The 24130-nt window shown below is 34.7% G+C and carries 16 protein-coding genes, 1 tRNA gene and 6 pseudogenes; 16 read left to right on the plus strand and 7 right to left on the minus strand.

The features are described from left to right. Positions 1–356: 356 nt before the first annotated feature. Together waaA and lpxK are read left to right on the plus strand one after the other, a co-directional pair. Entirely contained in the window at positions 357–1679 is a 1323-nt protein-coding gene (gene waaA, locus ACFILU_RS05915) for a lipid IV(A) 3-deoxy-D-manno-octulosonic acid transferase (protein ID WP_375675168.1), read from the plus strand. Then, positions 1669–2709 carry a tetraacyldisaccharide 4'-kinase gene (gene lpxK, locus ACFILU_RS05920; RefSeq protein WP_273790425.1) on the plus strand — a complete coding sequence of 347 codons (1041 nt, stop codon included), beginning with the start codon at positions 1669–1671 and terminating at the stop codon, positions 2707–2709. Before waaA ends, lpxK begins: the two co-directional genes overlap by 11 nt. Before the next feature lie 19 nt (positions 2710–2728). On the opposite strand, the gene ACFILU_RS05925 is transcribed toward lpxK, so the two are convergent. Both ACFILU_RS05925 and mutL read right to left on the minus strand, forming a co-directional pair. After that, a complete protein-coding gene (locus ACFILU_RS05925; RefSeq protein ID WP_273787833.1) occupies positions 2729–2965 on the minus strand; it encodes a DUF2093 domain-containing protein in 237 nt (78 codons plus the stop codon). A 109-nt stretch (positions 2966–3074) separates the two neighbouring features. Further along, the gene (mutL, locus tag ACFILU_RS05930) at positions 3075–4943 is read right to left on the minus strand and encodes a DNA mismatch repair endonuclease MutL (RefSeq protein ID WP_375675169.1); all 1869 of its coding nucleotides are present in this window, start codon (positions 4941–4943) and stop codon (positions 3075–3077) included. 237 nt (positions 4944–5180) lie between these two features. On the opposite strand from mutL, the gene ACFILU_RS05935 reads away from it, so the two are divergent. The 3 genes and pseudogenes from ACFILU_RS05935 to ACFILU_RS05945 all read left to right on the plus strand — a co-directional run. Next, on the plus strand, positions 5181–6269 hold the full coding sequence (locus ACFILU_RS05935; protein ID WP_375671180.1) for a 2'-deoxycytidine 5'-triphosphate deaminase: 1089 nt from the start codon (positions 5181–5183) through the stop codon (positions 6267–6269). A 1149-nt stretch (positions 6270–7418) separates the two neighbouring features. Further along, a complete protein-coding gene (lldD, locus tag ACFILU_RS05940) occupies positions 7419–8567 on the plus strand; it encodes an FMN-dependent L-lactate dehydrogenase LldD (RefSeq protein WP_375675170.1) in 1149 nt (382 codons plus the stop codon). A gap of 2648 nt (positions 8568–11215) precedes the next feature. After that, positions 11216–11655 (plus strand): annotated as a pseudogene (locus ACFILU_RS05945) (integrase); the annotation flags it as partial. Positions 11656–12310: 655 nt separating this feature from the next. Here ACFILU_RS05945 and ACFILU_RS05950 read toward each other — a convergent pair. Continuing rightward, positions 12311–12498: pseudogene (locus ACFILU_RS05950) on the minus strand (hypothetical protein). Between the two features lie 274 nt (positions 12499–12772). On the opposite strand from ACFILU_RS05950, the pseudogene ACFILU_RS05955 reads away from it, so the two are divergent. Then, a pseudogene (locus ACFILU_RS05955) lies at positions 12773–12975 on the plus strand (helix-turn-helix transcriptional regulator). A gap of 87 nt (positions 12976–13062) precedes the next feature. On the opposite strand, the gene ACFILU_RS05960 reads toward ACFILU_RS05955, so the two are convergent. Further along, positions 13063–13138: transfer RNA gene (locus ACFILU_RS05960), tRNA-Thr, on the minus strand. A 455-nt stretch (positions 13139–13593) separates the two neighbouring features. On the opposite strand from ACFILU_RS05960, the gene ACFILU_RS05965 reads away from it, so the two are divergent. The 6 genes from ACFILU_RS05965 to ACFILU_RS05990 all read left to right on the plus strand — a co-directional run bounded on the left by ACFILU_RS05965 (position 13594) and on the right by ACFILU_RS05990 (position 18977). Next, positions 13594–13728, plus strand: a complete 135-nt coding sequence (locus ACFILU_RS05965) for a SlyX family protein (RefSeq protein WP_273790429.1) — start codon at positions 13594–13596, stop codon at positions 13726–13728. Between the two features lie 1069 nt (positions 13729–14797). After that, the gene (locus ACFILU_RS05970) at positions 14798–16225 is read left to right on the plus strand and encodes an amino acid permease (protein WP_375675171.1); all 1428 of its coding nucleotides are present in this window, start codon (positions 14798–14800) and stop codon (positions 16223–16225) included. 40 nt (positions 16226–16265) lie between these two features. Further along, on the plus strand, positions 16266–16946 hold the full coding sequence (locus tag ACFILU_RS05975; RefSeq protein WP_273790432.1) for an energy-coupling factor ABC transporter ATP-binding protein: 681 nt from the start codon (positions 16266–16268) through the stop codon (positions 16944–16946). Then, positions 16943–17599, plus strand: a complete 657-nt coding sequence (locus ACFILU_RS05980; protein ID WP_273790433.1) for an energy-coupling factor transporter transmembrane protein EcfT — start codon at positions 16943–16945, stop codon at positions 17597–17599. Before ACFILU_RS05975 ends, ACFILU_RS05980 begins: the two co-directional genes overlap by 4 nt. After that, a complete protein-coding gene (locus tag ACFILU_RS05985) occupies positions 17596–18153 on the plus strand; it encodes a biotin transporter BioY (RefSeq protein ID WP_375675173.1) in 558 nt (185 codons plus the stop codon). Before ACFILU_RS05980 ends, ACFILU_RS05985 begins: the two co-directional genes overlap by 4 nt. Before the next feature lie 257 nt (positions 18154–18410). Further along, entirely contained in the window at positions 18411–18977 is a 567-nt protein-coding gene (locus ACFILU_RS05990) for a biotin transporter BioY (RefSeq protein ID WP_375675174.1), read from the plus strand. Between the two features lie 21 nt (positions 18978–18998). Here ACFILU_RS05990 and ACFILU_RS05995 read toward each other — a convergent pair. After that, positions 18999–19174, minus strand: a pseudogene (locus ACFILU_RS05995) (single-stranded DNA-binding protein); the annotation flags it as partial. A 363-nt stretch (positions 19175–19537) separates the two neighbouring features. On the opposite strand from ACFILU_RS05995, the gene ACFILU_RS06000 reads away from it, so the two are divergent. The 3 genes and pseudogenes from ACFILU_RS06000 (at position 19538) to ACFILU_RS06010 (ending at position 20946) form a co-directional block, all read left to right on the plus strand. After that, positions 19538–19675, plus strand: coding sequence for a hypothetical protein (locus ACFILU_RS06000; RefSeq protein WP_375637499.1), 138 nt, complete (start codon positions 19538–19540; stop codon positions 19673–19675). Continuing rightward, a pseudogene (locus ACFILU_RS06005) lies at positions 19653–19959 on the plus strand (BrnA antitoxin family protein). Before ACFILU_RS06000 ends, ACFILU_RS06005 begins: the two are co-directional and overlap by 23 nt. A gap of 399 nt (positions 19960–20358) precedes the next feature. Further along, positions 20359–20946 (plus strand): hypothetical protein, encoded by a 588-nt coding sequence (locus ACFILU_RS06010; RefSeq protein ID WP_375675175.1) that lies wholly within the window; start codon positions 20359–20361, stop codon positions 20944–20946. A gap of 100 nt (positions 20947–21046) precedes the next feature. Here ACFILU_RS06010 and ACFILU_RS06015 read toward each other — a convergent pair whose 3' ends face one another. Both ACFILU_RS06015 and ACFILU_RS06020 read right to left on the minus strand, forming a co-directional pair. Continuing rightward, the gene (locus tag ACFILU_RS06015) at positions 21047–21586 is read right to left on the minus strand and encodes a hypothetical protein (protein WP_375675176.1); all 540 of its coding nucleotides are present in this window, start codon (positions 21584–21586) and stop codon (positions 21047–21049) included. Between the two features lie 575 nt (positions 21587–22161). Then, positions 22162–22410, minus strand: a complete 249-nt coding sequence (locus tag ACFILU_RS06020) for a hypothetical protein (RefSeq protein WP_375675178.1) — start codon at positions 22408–22410, stop codon at positions 22162–22164. A gap of 188 nt (positions 22411–22598) precedes the next feature. Here ACFILU_RS06020 and ACFILU_RS06025 point away from each other — a divergent pair. Beyond that, a pseudogene (locus ACFILU_RS06025) lies at positions 22599–23548 on the plus strand (DUF637 domain-containing protein); the annotation flags it as partial. Between the last annotated feature and the right edge of the window lie 582 nt (positions 23549–24130).

A 24130-nucleotide genomic window follows, 5' to 3' on the forward strand; every position in this document is an offset into this window, starting at 1 on the left:
ATGTCATAGGTTGTATGGTATTTATCATTTATATTTTCAAAATTATAATTGATTGAAAAATAGTTTTGTTATTTTTGAGTAAGATTTTTATAGGGTGCAGAATGAAGCGATAAAATTTCATTAAAAGAGATTTAAATAATGTGTATATGTTATTTTTATAGGAAAGTTTTAAAAAAATATGGTGATAAAATTGCATTTTTTGTCCTTTATGTATTGAATTTTCTCATGGATTAAGCGTTTTTTATTTAAGATATGGATGATATTAAAAAAATACGGAAGCAACCACTAGTGTTGATGAATTTTTTAACAAAATAAGCATATAGATATCTTAAAATAGCTGGATGAGGTGATTTTAAATGGTAGAATTAAAGGCACATACGGCTCTTTTAAGCTATCGGATAATTGGTTTTTGCTTATGTCCTGTTATTCCTTTTTATTTGTTCTTTCGTGCTATTCGTGGAAAAGAAGAGTGGTGTCGCAAAAAAGAGCGTTTAGGTAAAAGTTCTCATGTACGCCCCCAAGGTTCATTAGTTTGGTTGCATGCAGCAAGTGTTGGAGAAACACTTGCAATTTTTCCACTTGTAAATTATATTTTATCATTGAAAATCAATGTGTTAATGACAACTGGGACTGTGACATCTTCTACTCTTGTGAAAAAACATTTTGGTAATAGGTTGATTCATCAATATGCTCCTTTGGATTTAGATTTTGCAGTGCGCCGTTTTATTAGTCATTGGAAGCCTGATCTCGTCTTGATTTGTGAATCAGAAATTTGGCCCCTTCGTATTAAAGAACTTGCAAAAATGCGTATTCCGCAGATTTTGGTTAATGCCCATATGTCTGAACGTTCTTTTAAAGCTTGGCAAAAACGACGCGTTCTTGCCAAACATATTTTTAAGGATATTGATTTGGCGATTGGTCAAAACGAAAGAGATGTAGCTTATTACCATAAACTTGGCGTAAAATCTGTTACGTTTTCTGGTAATCTCAAGGCTGATGTTTTTCTGGTTGAAAATCAAGCATTGCTTGCACGTTATCGTAATGCTATCGGCAATCGCCCAGTTTGGGCAGCTGTTTCAACGCATGAAGGGGAAGAGGAGATTGCTTTTGAGGTCCATAAGATTGTTAAAAATTATTTGCCAGATTTATTGACAATTATTGTGCCTCGTCATCCTGAACGTTCAGAAGATCTTATCAGAAAATGCGATAATAAGGGGTTAAGTTTTATTCGTAGGAGTAGAGATGCTGTTCCAAGCATGAATACCGATATTTTATGGGGAGATACCATTGGAGAAATGGGGCTTTTTCTTCGCTTATCGAAAGTTTCTTTCGTTGGTAAATCGTTATGTGGAAATGGTGGACACAATCCATTGGAATTGGCTTTACTTGGTTCCGCTATTTTGACAGGGCCCCATGTTTCAAATTTTCAAGAGATGTTCAAACAATTTCTAACGCATGATGCAGCATATATGGTTCAAGATACAAAACAGCTTGCTATTCAGGTGTATAAGCTTTTAACAAATGAAACATTGCGACAAGAAATGGTTGATAAGGCTCATGAAGTGGCGACAGGTATGGCAGGTGCACTTGAGCGCACATTAAAGATTTTAGATCCATTTTTACAACCCCTTGTAATACAAACAGGTTTACGTCAGCGTCAGGGTAGATATGCATATTAGCGCCCCCCATTTTTGGTGGAAAAATAAAAGCTTTTTGCGTTTTGTATTAGCCCCAGTTTCATGGGGGTATGGTTATTTTTCAAGTCGTTTTATGGCAAGACAGCCTCCCGTGATTAATCTGCCTGTTTTGTGTATTGGAAATTTTACATGTGGTGGTGCGGGTAAAACGCCGGTTGTTATTGCTTTTACCAAGGTGGCTAAAGAACTTGGTTTTGTACCTGGTATTGTATCTCGTGGTTATGGTGGATCAGTTAAAGGGGTACATCTTGTAAATGAGAAATATGATACTCCACACAATGTTGGAGATGAGGCACTTTTACTTGCACGGCATGCTTTTGTAGCTGTATCACCTAATCGTTATGCAGCGGCGCAACGGCTTAAGCAAGAGGGATGTAATCTTATTTTAATGGATGATGGATTTCAAAGTCGCCGTCTTTATATGGATTATGCGTTACTCGTTGTTGATGCGATGCGCGGTTTTGGTAATGGAGCTGTCTTTCCAGCAGGACCTTTGCGCGTACCATTAAAAACGCAGTTTTCTTTTATGGATAGTGTTTTATTGATTGGTCACTCCGATGTGCCTGATAATGTTGCTTTTCTTGTTTCGCGTACTGGAAAGCCTTTATATCGTGCTCATCTTAAAGCCAGTGCTTCTGATGAGGTTTCAGGAAAATCATTTTTGGCATTTGCCGGTATTGGCAATCCAGATAAATTTTTTAAATCTATTAAAGAATTGTCTGGTCATGTGGTGCAAACTTACATATATCCAGACCACTATTTTTTCACAGATGAAAATTTAAAAAGCCTTATACAAAAGGCTAAAATGCACAATTTATGGCTCGCAACAACAGCTAAAGATTATACCCGTATACAGACAATTCACACGCAAAAAGATTTGAAAAATCTTATTGTCTTTGATGTGAATGTCGATTTTGTTCAAAAAGACTTCTGTCGCATGGTTCTTGAGGAGGTCATGACCCGCTTTAGAAAACGTTCCCTTGAGTTTTCTTGTCTAAAAGGCAAAGGCTAAATTTATAGCTTTCAAAGGGTTATTTTTCTTTTGTTTTTAACAATTGCTTGAGATATGGGTTGCACTCAAGTTCACGTTGATAGGAGATTTCACAACTAGCATATGCTTCTTGGCGGTGATGATTCCAATATTTTAAATCATCTATAGGGATTTTTTGCCCGCTAACAGCACAAATAGTATAGGTACCATATTCTATAATGTCATATCCGTTATTAGAATAATGAATTTTTGCTTCGCGTTCACTATCGGAAAACATTATAACTCCTTTTTGCTTGATACAAGAGATTCAAGAAAAGTGCCATAAAATATATTATAAAGTCGAGAGTTAATTTAAAAATATTTTTCTTGTCAAAATGATGAAGAGTTTATTTTCTGCCAAAAAGCCGTTCTATATCTGCCAATTTGAGTTCAATATAAGTAGGGCGTCCATGATTACATGTACTTGTATTAGGTATTGCCTCCATTTGCCGTAATAGTGTGTTCATTTCTTCGGGGCGTAAAAGGCGCCCTGACCGTATTGAGCCGTGACAGGCCATCGTTGCTGCAACATAATCAAGCATTTCTTTTAAATTATTTGTTGTATCATACTCAGCGGCCTCATCTGCGAGATCTTTAATAAGGGCTTGGACGTTGATCTCTCCTAACATGGAAGGTGTTTCACGCACAACAATTGCTCCTGGTCCAAATGGTTCTATTCCTAATCCAAATTTTTGCAAAGCATCTTTATGCGTTAAAAGACATGTTGCATCCTCTTCAGAGAGTTCTACAATTTCAGGAATAAGTAATAACTGTGAAGGAAGCGGTTTGGAATAAAGTGCATTTTTGAGTGCTTCATAAACCAATCGTTCGTGAGCTGCATGCTGATCGACAATGATCAAACTATCTTGTGTTTGGGCGATAATATAGTTTTTATGGATTTGTGCTCTGGCCGCTCCTAATGGATAAGATAACTCTTCTGATGAAGATGTAGTGCTTGGAATGTATGCATCCCCACTTGGTGTATTTAAGCCCTCCATAATAGGAGCGGCATCTTCTTTTAAATCAAAAGAGCTAGTACTATCCAATGGTTTTTGGACCATTGAAGCGCTGGTAAAATGATGAGGCTGTGAACTGTAAGAAGAGGACAGGTGCGTGTTCTTAAAATTGCCTAATGGTTGTTGTGCCAATGATTGTTGTGCCAATGATTGTTGTGTTTGAAATGCAGCAAGCATTGCTTCAGAGCGGGTTGAGGTAGGACGAATACCAGATTGCTGCAATGCTTCACGAATAGCTCCAACAATCAAACCACGAATTAATCCTGGATCACGGAATCGTACATCAGCTTTGGCTGGGTGAACATTAACATCTACCTCAGCAGGTGGGAGATCAATAAAAAGTATAGCGACAGGATAACGATCTCGTGTCATGACATCAGCATAAGCACCTCGGATAGCGCCCCATAGAAACTTGTCACGCACGGGACGCCCATTAACATAAGCAAATTGATGAAGGCTGTTATTTCGGTTGAAAGATGGTAAACAGGCAAAACCTGTTAAGCGCACCGCTTCGCGTTCAGCATTCAGCGCAATGCTATTAGGGGCAAATTCTTTTCCCATAATTTGCGTAATACGTTGTAATTGTCCTTGAATATTATTTTCTGTAGCAGACAGTTCTATAGATGTTCTGTCTAATCCTGAAAGAGAAAAGCGGATATGTGGAAATGCAATAGCAATTCGCTTAATCATATCGCTAATAGCATTTGTTTCAGCCCGATCAGTTTTCATAAATTTTAATCGTGCCGGCGTGACAAAGAAAAGATCACGAACTTCAACAATTGTTCCAAGATTTGCAGCAGCTGGTTTGGGTCCTACAATTTTTCCTGCAGTAACGGAAATTTCAGCAGCGCTCTCAGCATCTTTTGTTCGTGAAATGAGTTTAAGTTTAGCAACAGAACCAATAGAGGGGAGGGCTTCTCCTCTAAATCCAAGGAAGCAGATATTGTGTACGTCATCGGTAATCTTTGAGGTACAATGGCGAGAAACTGCTAAAGTTAACTGATCTGCAGGAATTCCATAACCATTATCACTCACCTTTATAAAATTTTTTCCACCATTTGCTGTAATAATTTCAATGCGTGTTGCACCAGCATCAATAGCGTTTTCAACAAGTTCTTTGACAACATTTGCTGGTCGTTCAATAACTTCACCGGCGGCGATTTGATTAATAATATTTTCGCTAAGATGGCGTATAATCATAATAAATTCTAACAGGAATCTTAAGGGTTCTATGGAAAATTATGATAACATCATTTGCGCGACATTCAAGAACAAGAGAGCTGAGAGGTATTATTTTTACAATACCTCCTATTTTATTTTATGTTAACAAATCAGTTGGAAAAAACATAAAAATAGTTTTTATCACTTTAAAATAGCTTGCACCAATTTATCATCTAGGTCAAAAAAGAAACAATGTAAAAAGGGAAGGCAATATATATGGCGCGTATAAGCGGTATTTTAGCAGATAGTGATATACAAGCTTTGATTGAGAATAACGTTCTCAAGGCTCAGTATCCATTTGATAGATCTCAAATACAACCAGCAAGCCTTGATCTTCGTTTAGGGGAGAAAGCTTATCGTATACGTGCTTCTTTTATGCCGGGATCTGATACAAAAGTTTTGGATAAGCTTGAACGGTTAAAGTTGCATGAGTTTGATTTACGAGGTGGAGCCGTTTTGGAAACGGGGTGTGTTTATATTGTTCCTCTTTTGGAAAGTTTAGCGTTACCAGAATTTTTATCTGCTGTTGCCAATCCCAAAAGTTCTACAGGCCGATTAGATATTTTTACACGTGTCATTACGGATAATGCTCAAGAGTTTGATAAAGTTTGTGCTGGTTATCATGGTCCACTTTATTTGGAAATTAGTCCACGCACATTTCCAATTTTGGTGCATACAGGCTCACATTTATCACAGCTTCGGTTTAGAAAAGGGCAAAGTTATTTAAATGAAATAGAGTTGCACACTTTGCAAAGGCAAGAAACACTGATATCGGATGATTTTCCTAATATTAGTGTTGGTGGTATTGGTCTTTCCATTAATTTAAAGGGAGACGAAAACGGGCTTATAGGTTATCGTGGTAAACATCATACAAGTGTTATTGATATTGATAAACGTGCTGTTGCCCACGTTTTAGATTTTTGGGAACCTCTTTTTGATCGTGGTCAGAGGGAGTTGGTTCTTGATCCTGATGAATTTTACATTTTAGTTTCACGAGAGTCTGTTCATGTGCCTCCGCTTTATGCCGCAGAAATGACTCCTTTTGATCCTTTAGTTGGTGAGTTTAGGGTGCATTATGCAGGCTTTTTTGATCCAGGATTTGGGCATAAGGAGGCGGGTGGAAAAGGAGCAAGAGCGGTTTTAGAAGTGCGGAGCCATGAAGTTCCTTTTATCTTAGAGCATGGTCAAATTATTGGCCGTTTGGTCTATGAGCATATGCTTAATCGACCATCAACCCTTTATGGACATGATGTTGGATCACATTATCAAGCACAGGGTTTAAAGTTGTCCAAGCATTTTAAATGAGTTGGGAACCACGAATTTTGATAACATGTATGCAGAAAGCGTATTTTAGATAAAAGAAAATTTTATCCTTCATAAAACCGACGTCATGCATTTTATTTTCAGTTTTCAAAGTTATGGTTTTGTATTTGAGAGGGTATGAGAGGCATTTTTACTTCTTTTTTAAGAGGTTCTATCTATACAAACTCCATTTATGATGTGCAAAAGAATAGTTTTGGTTATTTCATCATGACAAAATCTAAAATGAAAGAATTTTACTATATTCAATATGTTATTCATATTTATTATTATAATAAATCAATAGGTTAATAAAATTCAATATAACAGTAGCGTATTCACTTTTCAAAGTAAATATGCGAGATTGGATGCTACACTTGGCGCCATTTTTCTAGAGCTTAAATGACCAGTATATTTTATTTCGTATAAAAATTATCCTTAAGAGCTAATAAATAAGTTTTTCACTACAGTTTAGTAACAATTTTTTTAAACATTGTTCTAATTTTAGTAACTCATTTATAGCCTCAAGATATAATATTGCTAGAAAATTATTCAATTAAATATGAAGAGCTTCTATTAGTATGAACATTAAAAGTTTTTTTATGCTTTATGTGAATTAGACACTGTATATTTTTATAAACTTTCATGAACAAGTAATAGGTCTCAGTTTTGAATATTGATATAAGAAGATTTATGGATGTATGCGACAGCTTTATTTACAGTATTAATAAAGGATTTTTTCATCTTTTGGAGGAGGTTATGGTTTATACTTAATGACACTCTATATTCTTAATAACTGATAATGTAAGGACCTTTGGAGGGAGAAACGACTTTAAATTATAACTAATTAAGCTACGGAGCAATCGCTTTCGAAGAGGTATTGGTTTAACGAGAGTATAACATTTCAATTGCACATGAACGATATATGAGTAGATACGTTATTAATGATACTACATACTGTGAGATTTTAAATTTGGATAAGAGAAATAAAGACGTTGTTTTTATCAATTAGTTTTTTTAGAAAGTTGCAATCTCTGTTACTTCTATCTATTCAATAGAGCGTTTTGGGAGGATGTCGAATAGGTAGGTATACGGATTCGCTTTTATGCGTTTTAGGATGTCTTCTTTTTTTATTTAGGAACAATGGTGCCATCAATGATTATTTCTTCAACACTTGATTATCGTAAAGCAGCAAAGCGTCGTCTTCCTCCCTTTCTTTTTCACTATATTGATGGTGGGGCTTATGCTGAAGAAACGATGCGACGTAATTGTACAGAACTTCAAGCACTTGCACTGCGTCAAAGGATTCTAAGGCAAGTTGGTGAAGTTGATCTTTCAATCAAGCTTTTTGATCAGACACTTGATTTACCGATTGTACTTGCACCTGTTGGGCTAACGGGCATGTATGCACGTCGTGGAGAAGTAAAAGCAGCGCGTGCCGCAGCGGCAAAAGGGATTCCTTTTACTCTATCCTCTGTTTCAGTTTGTCCCATTGCGGAAGTACAAGAGGCGGTTGGAGATGCATTTTGGTTTCAACTTTATGTTCTCAAAGATCGCGGTTTCATGCGTGATGCACTAGAACGGGCTTGGTTGGCTGGTGTACGCACGTTGGTTTTTACAGTTGATATGCCAATTCCTGGTGCACGTTATCGTGATGCGCATTCGGGAATGTCTGGTCCTTATGCTGGTTTACGTCGTTTTTTACAAGCTTTGACTCATCCATATTGGGCTTGGAACGTTGGTGTTATGGGGCGCCCTCATGTTCTTGGAAATGTCTCCACTTATCTCAAAAAGAAAATTGCATTGGATGATTACGTTGGTTGGCTTGGTGCAAATTTTGATCCATCAATTGGTTGGCATGATCTACAATGGATTCGCGATTTTTGGAAAGGAAAAATGATTTTGAAAGGTATTCTTGATCCAGAAGATGCGCGAGAAGCAGTAAAATTTGGTGCGGATGGTATTGTTGTTTCTAATCACGGCGGACGTCAGCTTGATGGTGTATTATCAACAACACGAGCGTTGCCTGCAATTGCGGATGCTGTAAAGGATCATTTGACTATTTTAGTGGACTCAGGTGTTCGTTCTGGTCTTGATGTTGTACGCATGATAGCACAAGGTGCGGATGCTGTTATGATTGGTCGTGCTTTTGTTTATGCGCTTGCAGCAGCAGGTAAGAAAGGTGTTATGCATCTCCTTGATCTTTTTGCTAATGAAATGCGGGTAGCTATGACACTGACCGGTACTCAGACAATCAAAGATATTACACGCAAAAGTTTAGTGAATATAGATATTTTTAAGTAACGAAATCAATATGTTATAACTTATTTTAGAAAAAGAAAGTCTTTTTATAGAGGAGCATAATTATATACTTTACAAATATGTTGATAGTTAAATTTAAATAGAAAAGATTAAGAAGCTCCTCTATAAAATCACAGAAAATACTAAGTAACTACAATAATATTAACGCAAAAATCTTAATAATAATAAACACAAAAAAAATACTAATAACATTGCATACATCTTTTATTTACGTTATTAACAGCTCATTCTATGGATAAAAAGGAACAAGCGCTGATATTAAAGGCAAAACAACTGTTGATATAGAAAAAATAGATATAAATAATGCTGTGAGCATTTTTCCCTCCTATATAAAAACATAATATATTAATCACTATTTTTCCACATTAGCATAAAATATAAACCTCATTTAGTTTTATTTTAATATAGAATAATATTAATTATGATATATAAATAAAATTATTAAAAATGTCAATATGTATTTATTGTAACATTTAATTATAATAAAATTGGATCAATATAAATAATTTTTCTATAATATATATATTATTTATATTAATTTTATTGAATAATATATTATAAGGATATGATATTGTTTTTATGGAGTACGTTTTTAAGCAATGAAAAAAATACCTGTACTATCTTTAAAAGAAGCTGGTTTACTGAGAGCAAGACTGCGTGAATTAATGTGCTTTTCTTGCATACTCAATGATTTATGATGTTTTTGAACTGGCGAACATATTAGGAAGCAGTTGAATATTTTTTTGTATAGTATGTCATTTCTAACACTATTTATGTGTTCTAGATTTATTTCATAATTTGTTAAAAATATCCAGTTTATTTTTATTACAGATGGGGTCGTTGTGTATTCATAATGATACAAATTGGCATAGAATGTTTTGTTCCATAATCGATTTAACAATTACATCTCCAAGCTTCTCCATGGATACTATGCTCTTCACAGACAACAACAGATTGGTGAGATTGGCATAACTCTAGCACAGATATATTATCTCAAAGTTGAATTGTTGGCACACTTGTAATTATTGGGATAACTTCATGTTTTTTGAAGCTCTTCAGTAATATAAGACAAATCTGAACAGTTTTTTCAGTAGCAAGTAAGAGAACATCTTTTCCTTTTTTTAACAGAAGTTTTGCTGATATCAATTTTTAAAGCATTTTTATGAATATTCATAACAGCACGCTTTCCTAAATCTATATAAACGGGTACAAGATTACTCAGATTAGCAGTTTCCATTTGATCTAATTACTACTCATAAGTAATTGAATAGTATTTACTTTATCGCTGAATAAAAAAGAAAAGTTTTTCTCTCTTTAAATAGATGATGGGTTGTCATCTAGCCAATAGGGATAGTTTGCGAGCAATTTGTTCGATGCAAGATAATTTAAATTGCAGTTACTTTTTATCACTTGAAGCTGTGAAAAGAAGGCTAAGATAGATGAAAGAATGTAAAAAATGATGGATACATTTTAGGATAAAAAATTATAATCCTGTTAATTCCACACCTGTTGCAGCTGATATTGGTGGCAAAAGAAATTTTACCAAAAAATTATCAAAATTATTGAGGACATTCCTCATGGCATGTAGACTAAACCTTTTTGTTGGTATGGGGGGATTTTCTTTGAGCTGAAATTGATTCTATCCCCTGAAATCAGCAATAATCTCTCAGGTTATGGCGTAAACTTTTTGGGGATGTTACAACACCACTGTCGTCCTTTTATGAAAAATGTTAGCATTTCAGATAAGCAGCTGTGAGGAGTTTCAACGTTTAATACAGCAAGCTCCAGAAACTCTCACGGATTTAGACGGGCTTCAAGATTTTTATATTTACAGCGATTAAATTTTTGAGAGAAAGTAAATCGTACGATGAGAGGTGAAACCCATCGTAGCGCGCGCGGGCTTAAGCCCTTCCAATTTGAAGGCGTGCTAAAACTTATTTTCCTCTGTTTAGCAGGTGTTAGCATTGAACATTTAAACTGGTCTATTTTTATTGTGCGTTATGATCGTCTAAAAATCTTGTTCTATCTTTTACCACTTTAATTGTGGTTTTGAAGGTTATAAAGAAAGGATTTTTATAAGCGAGAGGATTATCAGCCGATGTCTAAGCTGTTTGCATAAATAAAGGGGAGTTTTTTGTCTTTAAGCAATATGCTAGAAATTCAAAAAACTTTAGTTAACTTCATAAAAGAGATTACACCATCTTATACAGATTGCTCTGCAAATAACACAATTGCTGGTAAGGAATGGGGCATCACCAATTTTGATTTCTAAAAAAGAAACAATACGTATTAAATAGTCTTTAACTTTACAGACTTTTTAAGAATCCTTTCAGAACCTTTTAAAAAAGTGAATTGATAGAAGATTTTCTATCAAAATATAGCAACTTTTCTAACAAGTTACGAATAAATCTAAAAATATATATTAAATATAAAAAACAGTGCGATATGCGGGCTGTCTGGGCTTTAGAAATAAGAATCAAAGCGTATAAAGATGCATAGAGGTGAGATTAAGACATATCATTTTTATGATTCAATAAAAAAATTAAAGAAAAAATTCTATATCAAAAATTTAAGGTAGTTTAAAAGGTGGACGAGCAATGCATGGAAGGATGAGCGAGAAGGTGAATTAGGTGAGGGCGATTTATAGATTATCAGTATCTTTGTAAAAGTACCTTCTCAAGATAAATATTGTGATAAAGTAAGATTGTGGTTGAGTGTCGAAAGATAATACGCGCTCTTAATTTTTCCGTTATACACATCACAATAAACGCCATGAAAGGCACGGTCCTATTACAAACTTTCTCTAAGAGCAGTACATGAGTTTGCAAGATATTACAGTGATATTTTAAAAGAAGGATTTTATTTCAGGAAGAAATTGTCTTAAAATAGCAAAGCAATATTTTCCAAGAAATTGCTAGGCGAATTTTGAAAGTAAAAAAGCTAAGTTAAAAAATAAAAGCAAAAATGGTTGTTGGTTTTCTCTACTGGAGTTGCATGTTATTTCCACATAGGAAATTTACCTATAGAAAAATTAACAGCCCAGATCATTCACAACGTGTTCCCGCCACTTTAGCATGAAAAAGCAGATATAGTGCGAAAGTATTTGCCTTATCGTCAACATCATTATTATAATTAGGAAGCTGAAGCAACGTCATTTACAAATCACATAGAGCCTATACCATTATTCATTATATAGTTCCGTAGATTGCTTTTCTTCAAGCATGCCGGCTCCTAGATATTATTTTTGTTGAAAACAGAACCTTTGTGTATGATCAGTTCTTTGAACGACGATAGTAGTGCTATCCATAAAATCTTTTCTCATCTTCTTTTGATAAGATAACAAAGATGCCCTTAGAATACATCAATAGACTTAATCATTTTACACAAATATAACCTGTTCAATCCTTTAGTTTCAACTTAAACGTCCCTTAGTCACTCTAATTAAACCCAATCGACCACCAGAGTGTTTTAATCCTTTAAGTGCTTTTACTTTCTAATCTGAATGTATCCACCTCTTTTAAATCTTTTCATTGATAGATGTTTCAGAGAAATTATATTTTTATCACTTTATTTTCCGTTTATGTTTCCAATCACATAAACGTTCACCTTGTTCATTATGTTTTAAAATATCTCTCGCCAAATTTGGACTAATGACATTGATATCTTGTCGATTCAAATAAATTGGCAGCCATCCAATACAAGAAGTTCATTCATTCGTCGCGCAACTAGCTAGAAAGCTTAGTGCGCACATCAGCATCACTTTTCTATTAATTTCATTTTCTATCTCAAGCCGTGTTGTCGCTATCTTGAAAGCTTCCTTTGTTTGCTTTTGCTTCTCAACTTTTTTCCCAAGAAAAAAGGCTTTGACTAAAGCTATAAGAAAAGCTGCTATGATCGCTGACCTCACCGTCAGATATTTTTTTCCATATGAATAACGCTTTCGTCTTTTTCATATGAAGCATTTTGTGGGGTGTTCGGGTCCAATGGTATCACCTTTGTCTGGTGTTGTATTGGCTACGTTTCCAGCAGCGTCTTAAGCAAATCAATCAAGCTATTGAAATCTTTTTAGGCAATAGCACAAGAGACAAAAAAAGATTTTGACAAAAAGCCGCTTGAAGATATAGGAAGTTCTCTCCTCCTAGCCCCCCAGCCCATTTACATAACATAAAAAAGAGAAAGGCAATGAAATGATATTTGATGATGGCGATAGATATGTAACAATCCGTGAATGTGCACAGCTTTTTAGTGTATCCACAACAACGATTCGCCATTAGATGCCTCAGGTGTATTTCCAAAGCCATGCAAGCTAGGGAGAGCAGTAAGGTGAAGGAAAAAAGAGATTTTAGCATTCACTTCAACGAAAAATAAGGAGAAAATAAGAACAAATTAGATAAAATTATACAAACTGTAAAAGGTGGTCTGAAAATGGCTATTTAAAGAAAAAATCTATATATTTCAATATGTTTAAGAAATAAAATGGTGCCGCATGCCGGATTCGAACCAGCGACCCCATCATTACGAATGATGTGCTCTACCAACTGAGCTAATGCGGCATAGGTTTGTAAGTCAATAAAACAAAACTAATTTGAGGGTAATAGCTAAAAGTACGTATAAAAGCAAGAATGCATTTTTTCAATAATTTATAAATATGATAATAATTTGAAGGAGAAGTATGTAAAAGTCAGAGGAAAGTATTCTTTGACCTTAATGCTATAAAATGCTTTCCAATTTACGATAACACTTAAATTAAGAAGCTGGGAATGTAGATCTTTAGGATGAAAAATGGTGTCAAGATATCTTAGTAAAGATAAAAACATTTTCTGGTTCTTGAGAAAGAAATTTGTTGCATAAGTGATTGGGAAAATAAAGATCATCATAAACCCTTTATAATGTGCAAATAAGATGAGTAGAATTAGTTTAAAAGTTACTTCTCATTTTTATGGGAAGAAAAAGGGAGGAGGATTAATAAAATTAATCACGTTTTTTTATTTAAGAGGGAGTAAAAATCATGTCGGATGAAGATCGGCTGATAGAACTAGAAATGAAGCTAGCTTACCAAGAAAAATTCATTGAAGAACTTTCTCGAGAGGTAATTAATCAATGGAAAAGTTTGGATGAGATATCTAAAAAGTTGATATTTTAGCGAGACGATTTTCAGATTTAAAAGAACAGAGTGTTACTGAAGCTGTTATCTTACCATTTTCTCAATAGGGAGAAGGTGCGAAATATTTTTTATCATAATTGCAATTATTTACAGATGAGTTTTTATTTCACGCATTTTGTTAGACTTGTAGAATAATTTTTATAAGCTTCTTCATTAATTCTAATAAGTTCTAATCTTATAAGGAGAGCTGATATTAGAAGACGTTTTTTTACATGGGGTTTCTAGTACGAAAATTAAGAAAAGTTTTTGTAGAGTATAAAGAAGCAGCCATAGAAAAATATATGAACTGCAATATTTTAAGTTTTTTCTGTACAGAGTTTTCTTATAGGTGGGAGGTAGATTTATTCGCTAATTTTTTTAAATTGATACAAATGAAGTGATGTTATCGTTATCTATAGAAATCATAAGTGAGCGTCTATATTTATAATAAAGCGTTTTAATTTGTTCTGATGATCAAGTGATTTTCAGTTGTTTTATAGAGTGAGGGGTTTTAAGCGACATCGATTATGTTATAGGACAGAGAGCTCTAGAAGTTTTTTTCAAGATCAAATGTACTCTTCGTTATATGTATATGATATTTTGTGAAAAGGCTTTTGTTTTTCGTAATTTAAGATACAAAATACTATTGCTAAAGCACCAAAGATAGACCATGCGGGTAAATAAGTGAGAGTAATGCAAATGGAGGACAGAAAATCAGGCATTACCTTGCATAGAGATTGATTAAGGTGATAGATATCTGTTTGCAGAAGGTTTATTAAAATTTTATTAAAGGGGGTTGTTGTCCAATGTGATGTGATTACAGAGTGTGCGTTATCAATGACCAATGCTATAATGGTTAGTGTAACGAAAATGAAGGACATTAATTTAAATAAAGGGTGGAGCATATTTTTTCTTAAAACTTCAACGGGACATACGTATAATGCACAAAAAAATGAGGAGTTGCATTATGATGAGAAAATAAGTTTACGTTTGTTTTGTGTTTTTTGAAAGAGGTGCCTAATTTTTCAATAAAAGTTGAGGTTAAGTTCAACAAAAGTAGTGAGGCATGATGTCTGAAAAAAAGCACGAGGAATTGAAGCGTAGCCTTCAAAATCGCCATGTTCAAATGATTGCTTTGGGTGGCGTTATTGGGACGGGACTTTTTTATGGGTCAACCGAGGCAATTCAATTAGCTGGTCCCTCAGTTATTTTATCTTATCTTGTCGGCGGGCTTATTATGTATTTCATTATGCGAATGCTTGGTGAAATGTCAGTAGAAGAACCGTCTTCAGGAGCATTTAGTTTTTTTGCTTATAAATATTGGGGGAGATTAGCTGGTTTCATAACAGGTTGGAATTATTGGTTTCTTTATATTCTTGTGAGCATGGCTGAACTTACAGTGATAGGGTTTTACCTTGATCATTGGATTTTGATTGATCATTGGAAGACATCTTTCATTGTTCTTTTATTTGTTACATTTGTTAATTTGTTTAATGTTCGTTTTTATGGAGAATTTGAATTTGTTTGCGCTTTGATCAAAGTGGCTGCTGTTATTGGTATGATTATTTTGGGAATTTTTCTCATTGTCACTGGACTAGGGGAAAATCAAGCGAATATTCATTATCTTTGGGACCATGGCGGTTTTTTCCCTTATGGAGCAGTAGGGGTTGTTTTAGCAACTTCTGTAGTAATGTTTTCTTTTGGAGGAACGGAGCTTATTGGTATTGCTGCTGGAGAAGCATCTAATCCACAAAAAACAATTCCAGCGGCTATTCGTCAAGTTATGTGGAGGATTATAATTTTTTATATTGGTTCTATCAGCGTTATTATGATAATCAGCCCTTGGAATATGATTGGAAAAAATGGTAGTCCTTTTGTCACAATTTTCGAGACTATAGGAATTCCTGCTGCTGGTCATATTTTGAATTTTGTGGTGATTATGGCTGCTATTTCTGTTTACAATAGTGGCATTTATTCTAATGGCCGTATGCTTTATAGTTTAGCTGTACAAAAAAATGCACCACATATTTTTAGTAAACTGAGTGCTGCTCGTGTTCCTTATATTGCTATCCTTTTTTCATCATTATGTACGGCGTTGATTGTCGTTGTTAATGCTCTTGTTCCTGATAATAGTTTCATGCGGATCATGGCTCTTGCAACTGCAGCAGCAGTGATTACTTGGGCTATTATTGTTATTGTTCATTTGAAATTTCGCGATGCATATAAGAACAGAAAGGGCGATTTTATTTATGCATTTGGTTTATATCCTTACGCTAACTATCTTTGCCTCAGCTTTCTTGCTTTATTGTTTTGCATTATGTTTGTCAGTGGTTTTGGGCAAAATGGATTGATGACTCGACTTTTTGATATGATAGGAATAAGCGTGCCTTTTCTTGAAACATATATTCCTGTACAGATGCCTGATATGAGTTTGGCAGTCATTATTATTCCTCTATGGTGCTTGTTATTACTTTTAGGTTATAAACTGAAACGATAGAGAAAGAAGGGCTAATAAAAGGGATTGATTGGAATAAACTTTGGGGATTATAAAATTTGATGAGGTAACACAAGTTTTTGGTGATTTGTGTGTTTTAAGAAATATTACTGTACAGCTTACCGAAAGACGAATTGCTATTATAGGTGCGAATGGTTCTGGAAAAAGTACATTTGTTCGTCTTATTAATGGGCTCCAATTACCATCTCATGGTTTTGTAAGCGTTGATGGGCTTGATACCAAACGCGATGCAAAAGCAGTAAAGCGTAAAGTTGGATTTGTTTTTCAAAATCCAGATAATCAGATTGTTTTACCATTAGTTGAAGAGGACTTATCCTTTGGTCTCAAAAATTTAAAGCTTAATAAAGATGAAATTAAGGAGCGTGTAGATGAAATTTTACAGCGCTATGAACTTCAAGATTTCAGAAATCACGCTGTCCATTTATTAAGTGGTGGGCAAAAACAACTCGTTGCTATTTCCGGTGTAGTTGCAATGAAACCAGACTACATTATTTTTGATGAGCCGACGACATTACTTGATTTGCGAAATAAGCATCGCGTTACGCAAGTGATAGAAGAATTACCACAAACTGCAATAGTTGTATCGCATGATTTAGAGTTTTTGAAAAAGTTTGATAGAGTGCTGGTTTTTGATAAGGGGGAGATAGCAATTGATGATGTACCTTTTGTTGCTATAAAGGAGTATATAAGAAGAATGTCATGATCGGTTTATATATTCCGAGGGATACATTTATTCATAGGTTAAGGCCTGGAGTTAAGTTATTATTTCTTACGGCGTGTGGAACTTTTATAATAATGGTTTCTTCCATAGCGCTTCTTGGTTTATTTTTGTTGTTTGTCATCTTATTCTATAGAGTCGCCAAGATCCCTTTCAAAACTGTGATAAAGCAATTTAAATCGATGGGATTGCTTTTAGTTCTTCTATTTGTATTTCAAACTATTTTTAGCGGTTGGCTTACGGGGGTTGAGGTCATATTACGTCTTGTTATCCTCTTTTCTTTATCATCAGTTATTTCATTCACAACAAAAGTGTCAGATATGGTGGATGCAATTGAAGCAGGCCTCCAGCCCTTTCGTTGTTTTGGTATAAATCCATCAAAAGTGAGTATGGTTATCTCTATGGCGATCAGGTTTATTCCTCTTTTGAGTGAAAAGTTTAATGAGGTACATGAAGCACAGCAAGCACGGGGACTTAATACTAACATTGTTGCTCTTGCGATACCTTTAATTATACGGACCATAAGAATGGCGTCAGAAGTGGCTGAAGCATTGGAAGCGCGTTCTTATGATGCTGATACTATTGATACAGCATCTCGTAATAATCAGAGTTTTTATAGTAAAAGAAGAATTAAATGAATACAAAAGATTTAGTTTATATTGCTTTATTTGCCGCTATTTATGCTATTTTGGGCCTTTTCCCTTCTATTTATCTTCCTTTTCTTCTAGGGCTACCTGTTACAGCTCAATCGATGGGACCGATGCTAGCAGGGTCTATACTTGGGGCAAAAAGGGGTGCTTTAGCGTCACTCCTTTTTCTTGTTCTTGTTGCGATTGGATTACCTCTGTTGTCTGGTGGTCGTGGTGGAATCAGTGTCTTTTCAGGGATTGCAAGTGGTTATTTAATAGGTTTTCCATTTGCCGCATTTTTTATTGGTTTAATGGTAGAGTTGTTTTGGCAGCGGTTAAATTTTATAACATTATTTATGATAAATACTTTTGGTGGCATTGGGATAGTTTATTCTTTTGGGGTTCCATGGACAGCGTATATGACCAAAGTTTCTTTACTGAATGTTTTAATGGCTTCATCAGTTTTTTTGATAGGCGATTGTTTAAAAGCGTTGATTGCATCCTTTATTGCACTCGCGATTAAAAGATCTGTTCCTCTCATGCATTCAAAGCATAATAACTAAAATAAATGTATTATTTTGTTATGCTGTTGTTATATAATATTCGTATATCACTATTATTGAATTTAACTATAGTAATTTATGATATAATTAAACATTGTAGAATCTAATATGATTCATATAAGTAATATTATTAAAATAAATTATTATAGTATTTTTCTCTATATCTAAGGCATTTAAAGTGTACTTTTATAAATCTGATACTTTTCATTAATTGTACAACAATAACGAAAGCTTTTCCCTAGTGAAGGAATAATTCAGTGGATACAAAGGATTTGGTTTATATTGCTTTATTTGCCTCTATTTACGCTGTTTTGAGTCTTTTTCCTCCTCTTTATCTTCCTTTTTTGCTGGGTGTCCCTATTACAGCTCAGTCTATGGCTCCGATGTTAGCAGGCTCTATACTTGGAGCAAAAAGGGGAGCGTTAGCATCACTTCTTTTCCTTGTTCTTATTGCGATTGGGTTACCTCTATTGCCTAGTGGTCGTGGTGGAATTAGTGTTTTTTCAGGAGTTACAAGTGGTTATCTGATTAGTTTTCCATTTGCTGCATTTTTTATTGGCTTTATGGTAGAATTGTTTTGGCAGCGGTTAAATTTTATAATATTATTTATGATAAATACTGTGGGTGGCATTGGGATAGTCTATTCTTTTGGAATACCATGGGTAGCGTATATGACACAGGTTCCTTTTCTGACAGTTTTAATAAGTTCATTAGGTTTTTTTGTTAGTGGTTTCTTGAAAGTGCTGATTGCATCTTTTGTAGCGTTGACCATAAAAAAAACCGTTCCTCTCATTCATTCGGAAAAAGGGGCAGTTTTGTACTGAAGAACAAGTTTTTCCAAATGTATGTAGATTAAAAAGCACCACGGAATACCATTTTGTTTTGTCACTTTTTTATTGGTATTTTTATCTGCATAGCTCTCAGAGGTAGCCATACGAAAATTGAATGTTTCGGCACCAAAATTCTTTTTTCTTTCAGGAGCAGCCCCTAAATAGCCAATTAATATCATTTTATTCAACAGGCTTGTAAGTTTTATTCGATTTGCATATTATATGCATAAAGCCTTAGAATAATTTATTATTTTTTTAATATTTTTAGTTAATTAATCACTAATTTTAAAAGTGTTAAATTATATTAATTATATAAAAACATGGATAATTTAGTGTTCATCTAAAAACTCTTGATGTATATAGTGCCCTTATAAATGTATTAATATAAGGTATAAAAATGAGATTTGAATGGAATGAAGCTAAAACAAAAAGTAATCTTAGAAAGCACCGTGTAAAGTTTTGAAATAGCTGCATATGTTTTTTCTGATCCATTCTCCATGGCTAAACAAGACCGTATTGAAAATGGAGAGTATGGTTAGCAAGCTTTATGGCTCATGGATGTTTTTTTATTACTATTCGTAGCGCATATTGTCCATGACGATAAAAATGGCATAGAGGTAATCCGTATTATTTCAGCACGGCGAGCCAATTTGAAAGAGAGGAAACTTTATAAAGAAGAAAGTTCGTTATAAAATTGAGGTAGGTAACTTATCACCTTTGACAGATGAACAGAGAGTTGAAGTTGATAAACTGGCTGTAATGCCGGACAATACAATTGATTATAGAGATATTCCGTCACTCAATGATGCGTTCTGGAAAAATGCCGTTCGCAATCCATTCTATAAACCACCCAAAACTGTTACAACAGTGCGTGTGGATTCAGACGTTCTAGCGTGACTTTAAAAGTCAAGGGAAAGGATATCAAATGCGTATTAACGCCATTTTACGTGATACTATGCTTCGTTCAATGCACTGATTTCTCCTCCACTTAAAAGCCGGGAAGGGGGAGCCCATATTCTAAAAATCTAAGCAGCTTTCACTGCAGAGTTCTCTAAAATTCGTATTGCTTTTGCAATTAAAATTGTATAGCTTCGATCTTTAACTAACTAATTCTAAACAATACAATATATTTTGGATACACCACCTTCTCGTGGCCACTAAGATAACTTGGGAAGCACCTGCCATCTGATAAGACTATAGACATTGTAATTATGTTAACTTTATGAATACCATTAACTTTTTTTCTTATAAATATAAAATAGATCCAGCCTCAGAATTAGTTAATATCAATGATGCTGATAAATTTTTATAGGAAAGAAGATACGATTTTAACTGTGATAATCAATGTGCTACTTTAATAATCGAAAATTTTTCTGTGAACTCGAAGATCTGCTATTGGATTTATGTTTTAACGGGAGAAAATAGTCCTTATAATCCTGAAGTTATTGATTCTGAAAACGACTTTCAGAATATTCCTAACCCACGTTCTAAAAATCAGATTGAACAGAATAAGCAATATTTTGGAATTTTGATTCCTATAGAGTTTACTCTTTTTTCTTCAAATAAAGAGTTAAACAAATTCTTGCAGCTACACTACAAAAAATCTTTTCCCCCGAAAACGATTGACATCTCACCTGATATTGTTGGTAAGGAAGAGTTCGAAAAAAAATTGCTTTTAATTAAAGAAATAAAACTGAAATATACACAACCAAAACAATTAGATTTTTTTGCAATGCAATCAGAAGACAACTTGCTAAAGATGGCTAAACTTTTGTTAGGTGAATTTCCCACGGATGATTATTCTGAAAAGGAACTTGACTTGGGTATCAAATTTAAAGAAAAAAATAATTTAAAGAATTATTTTTTGAATCTTTTTAAAAAATATAAATTAAATCTAGCATTTAAAAACATAAGTTTTGTTGGAAAGACACATAATAATTTTGATATAATCTTTAATACTTAAACTTTTCAACATAAATTTGCTATTAAAACAAGTAAAAATGATAATGGTATGTATAATGAAGGTCATATAAAAGAAAAATTAAAGCATGAAATCGTAAGTTTTACTGTATCTCTTTACTAGAGCACTGTAGCGTGTAAATAGATATATTTATTAAACTGCGTGTACGCAACATAAGGAAGAATACACAGACTAAAAAAAGGTACCAAATTATAATATTTGAATATCCAAGAGCAATATCTAAGTACCAAAGTACGGTATCCAATGAAAAAGAAAACTTGTGCTCCACGTACTTAGAAATGACAGGCAAAGAAACAGTTTCTTTATAACTACTTGGGAAAATTAAAACGACAAGCGCTAAAATTATTAACTTTAGGAGACTGTGCATATACTGATGTAACTCACATGTTAATCTCTTCCAACCTGTTGTATTGCCGCATTTATATTGTGGGTTGTTTTGCAACTCAGAAGGGATATTAGAATTGCATAAAATTGCAAAAACAGTTGTTACGATCACCAAAGAAATAGACGCGAATGTCAAAATACCCTGAATAAAGTCAAGATTTTTTCTTATTCCTAAAAAACATACAAATATAAAAATTATAACGCCAAACAAGGCTTTTCTCTTCTTATCTGTAAACATATTTATTTCCTGTGAAAAAATTATGATCTCAATTTCTTAAATTATTTTCTGATATAAAAACACAAACTACCTTTTAGTCTTTTTAGCATTTGCTTTTCTTTTAATAGCAATGTCTTCTATTGCATCCAGTTGCTTTTAATATTTTAGTTAACCTCGTCTATGATTTATCTATAGTTGATGATAGCTTTAAACACAGAGCTCCATAATCCCAAACTCTTACTTGCATTTTGATACCCAAATCCACCTTTCAACAAAGCCCATCGCACTGGCAATCCTTTCATAAAGATTAAAGAAAAGCTCTGTTATTTCAAAAGTACACGAAAGGGAATCATAATTGCCGCAACATTTTTTGCGCTGATGCTGGCTACTCATGTTTAAAAAAACAAATATTTTGAAATTCGCGTATCCTAAAATCCTTAATTTGTATTAATGGATTTATTTACTTTATAAATTTGATACTATAGAGCTATTTTAGCTTCTAGAAATATATTGTACATTAAAAAAACTTTTTAATCACTCTTTAAATGCATATCCAATCCAAAAATGATCAGCACTTTTCACTATTTTGCTACTTTTTAGAAATCTATTTTAAACTCTCCTATCATTAGTTCATGAAGAGTTTTGGCGCGTGAAAGAAGGTCTTTTTCAATCTCTTCACAATACTTAGAAAAATCTGTTGCTCTTGGAATGATTTTTTTAGATATGCTTTCTACGTTGCTCTGCAAAATGCGTTTTAAGGACTCTTTCAAAATCAATAAGGAAATATCTTTGAGTTCAGTTTGATAAGCTTGAGAAGAGGTATTATAGTCCATATATTTTCGCATGTGGAAGCTACCACAAGAGAACAAGCGAAAAGTATTAGAGATATCATCATTTGAAGCTTTTACAGCAATAAACCTGTGAAGCCATATGCAAGTCTCAAGTGCATTTTCTTCATTCGGTTTTTGTTTTTAATTTTCCATACGACACACGGCTATTTCAGGCTATTACTTTGGGTTGATTAAGATTTGTAAGGAAAGTTGATTGGCTAGCAGTTAAGGCTGAGTTTAAAGACTGGGATTATAAAGCCCAAGGGCTGAAAGAAGCCGGTGCGGCTATCGTGGCATTGGCTGTCACGGGGGCGCGGTTACGGGCGGAGCAGCCTTGGGTGCTGCCAGTGCCATTACCGGTGCATTGGGGCTTGGCTCGAGCACCGCCATGAATGCGGTGATACAGGCAGGTGTCCAAGCATTGATTGACAAAAGCGCTGTGGCTTTTGTCAATCATCGCGGCAATATTGCCGGCGCCTTGCATGAGCTTGGCTCTTCAAAGAATGTTCCCAGCATTGTCTCATCGATGTTAATGGCGGGCTTAACCAGTCAAATAACGGAAATGGCAGGTGTTGGACAATCTTTGCCTAAAACGGCTCCTTTTGTCGATCGTATCGCCCGTGAAGCGGAAAAGAACCTGATCAAAGCCGCCATTGGCACAGGCGTGCAAACGGCTCTTGAGGGTGGTTCTCTTGACAAGAACTTTTTTAACAATCTGCGCATTGCCCTGTCTGATACGGTTGGCAAATCGTTGGCAGAAAAAATCGGTACCGCCAAGGCTGAAGGCAAAATAGATACGGTCACGCAGATCGTTGCCCACGCTGGTCTTGGCTGTTTAAAAGGCGCGGTTGCGAGTGGTGCTTGCACGGCCGGTGCTGTGGGGGGTGCTGTGGGCGAAGCCTCAGCCATGCTCCAGTTTCAATTGTGGGTGCAAGGCATTGTGAAAGAGGAAATGGGGGATCTAAACGGTCGCACCCCAACTCCGGAAGAGGAAGCGCGTATAAACGCAAAGATTGATGCGCAGTTTGCTGACTTTAGCGATCATGCCATTGATGTCGCACGGGTTACAGGGGGCGTTGCCGCTGCCCTTGCTGGTGGTGATGTCAATACTGGCGCGGATGCCGCTGGAAATGCTGCGGAGAATAATTTTCTTCCTGCGGTAGCAGCATTCATTGTGTCGCTTACACCAGAAGAGTTGGCAGCTCTGTCTCTTTTTATGGCTGGCGGAGCAACTGTTGTTGGATCCTCTAGCAATAAGACGGCTATAACGGATTTCCTTGGCTATTTGTTTGCATCGAAAAATGCAGAAGAAGACAGCGAAAAAACAAACCAAAACTCAAAAGAAGAAAAAAATAAAGCTTCTCAGAAGGAAAGTAAAAATAAGAAAAAAACGGAAACAATAAAGAACCACAAAACAATAATGATGGAAAGGGTAACATATTTGGACAAGTCAGGAAGCATCATGATAAAAAACGCGATGAGAAAAAACAAGAATTAAATGATGAAGGATGTAGAACATGCAAAACAGAAATAGTATTCAAAACTAAGACGGATAAGGGGGTAGTAAGATCTCGTGCGGATATTGTTTATATAGAGAATGGTAAAATAAAAATTGGCGAGGTAAAAACGGGGAAGAATTCTAAATTAAGTGAACAACAAAAGATTTTAAAAGAGGCATATAAAGAAGGAAATGCAGAGCCCACAAAAGGCAAATTTACGGAATTTCTTAAAGATA

It is taken from the genome of Bartonella sp. CL100XZDX (assembly GCF_042195375.1).
Classification (GTDB): domain Bacteria; phylum Pseudomonadota; class Alphaproteobacteria; order Rhizobiales; family Rhizobiaceae; genus Bartonella.

Excerpts from the sequence above, each read along its gene's own strand:
- ACFILU_RS06000 (WP_375637499.1), top strand. The coding sequence starts at position 19,538 with ATGGATGTTTTTTTATTACTATTCGTAGCGCATATTGTCCATGACGAT.
- lldD (WP_375675170.1), top strand. The coding sequence starts at position 7,419 with ATGATTATTTCTTCAACACTTGATTATCGTAAAGCAGCAAAGCGTCGT.
- lpxK (WP_273790425.1), top strand. The coding sequence starts at position 1,669 with ATGCATATTAGCGCCCCCCATTTTTGGTGGAAAAATAAAAGCTTTTTG.
- mutL (WP_375675169.1), bottom strand. The coding sequence starts at position 4,943 with ATGATTATACGCCATCTTAGCGAAAATATTATTAATCAAATCGCCGCC.
- ACFILU_RS05980 (WP_273790433.1), top strand. The coding sequence starts at position 16,943 with ATGATCGGTTTATATATTCCGAGGGATACATTTATTCATAGGTTAAGG.
- ACFILU_RS05970 (WP_375675171.1), top strand. The coding sequence starts at position 14,798 with ATGTCTGAAAAAAAGCACGAGGAATTGAAGCGTAGCCTTCAAAATCGC.
- waaA (WP_375675168.1), top strand. The coding sequence starts at position 357 with ATGGTAGAATTAAAGGCACATACGGCTCTTTTAAGCTATCGGATAATT.
- ACFILU_RS05925 (WP_273787833.1), bottom strand. The coding sequence starts at position 2,965 with ATGTTTTCCGATAGTGAACGCGAAGCAAAAATTCATTATTCTAATAAC.
- ACFILU_RS06020 (WP_375675178.1), bottom strand. The coding sequence starts at position 22,410 with ATGCGAAAATATATGGACTATAATACCTCTTCTCAAGCTTATCAAACT.
- ACFILU_RS05965 (WP_273790429.1), top strand. The coding sequence starts at position 13,594 with ATGTCGGATGAAGATCGGCTGATAGAACTAGAAATGAAGCTAGCTTAC.
- ACFILU_RS05935 (WP_375671180.1), top strand. The coding sequence starts at position 5,181 with ATGGCGCGTATAAGCGGTATTTTAGCAGATAGTGATATACAAGCTTTG.
- ACFILU_RS05985 (WP_375675173.1), top strand. The coding sequence starts at position 17,596 with ATGAATACAAAAGATTTAGTTTATATTGCTTTATTTGCCGCTATTTAT.
- ACFILU_RS06015 (WP_375675176.1), bottom strand. The coding sequence starts at position 21,586 with ATGTTTACAGATAAGAAGAGAAAAGCCTTGTTTGGCGTTATAATTTTT.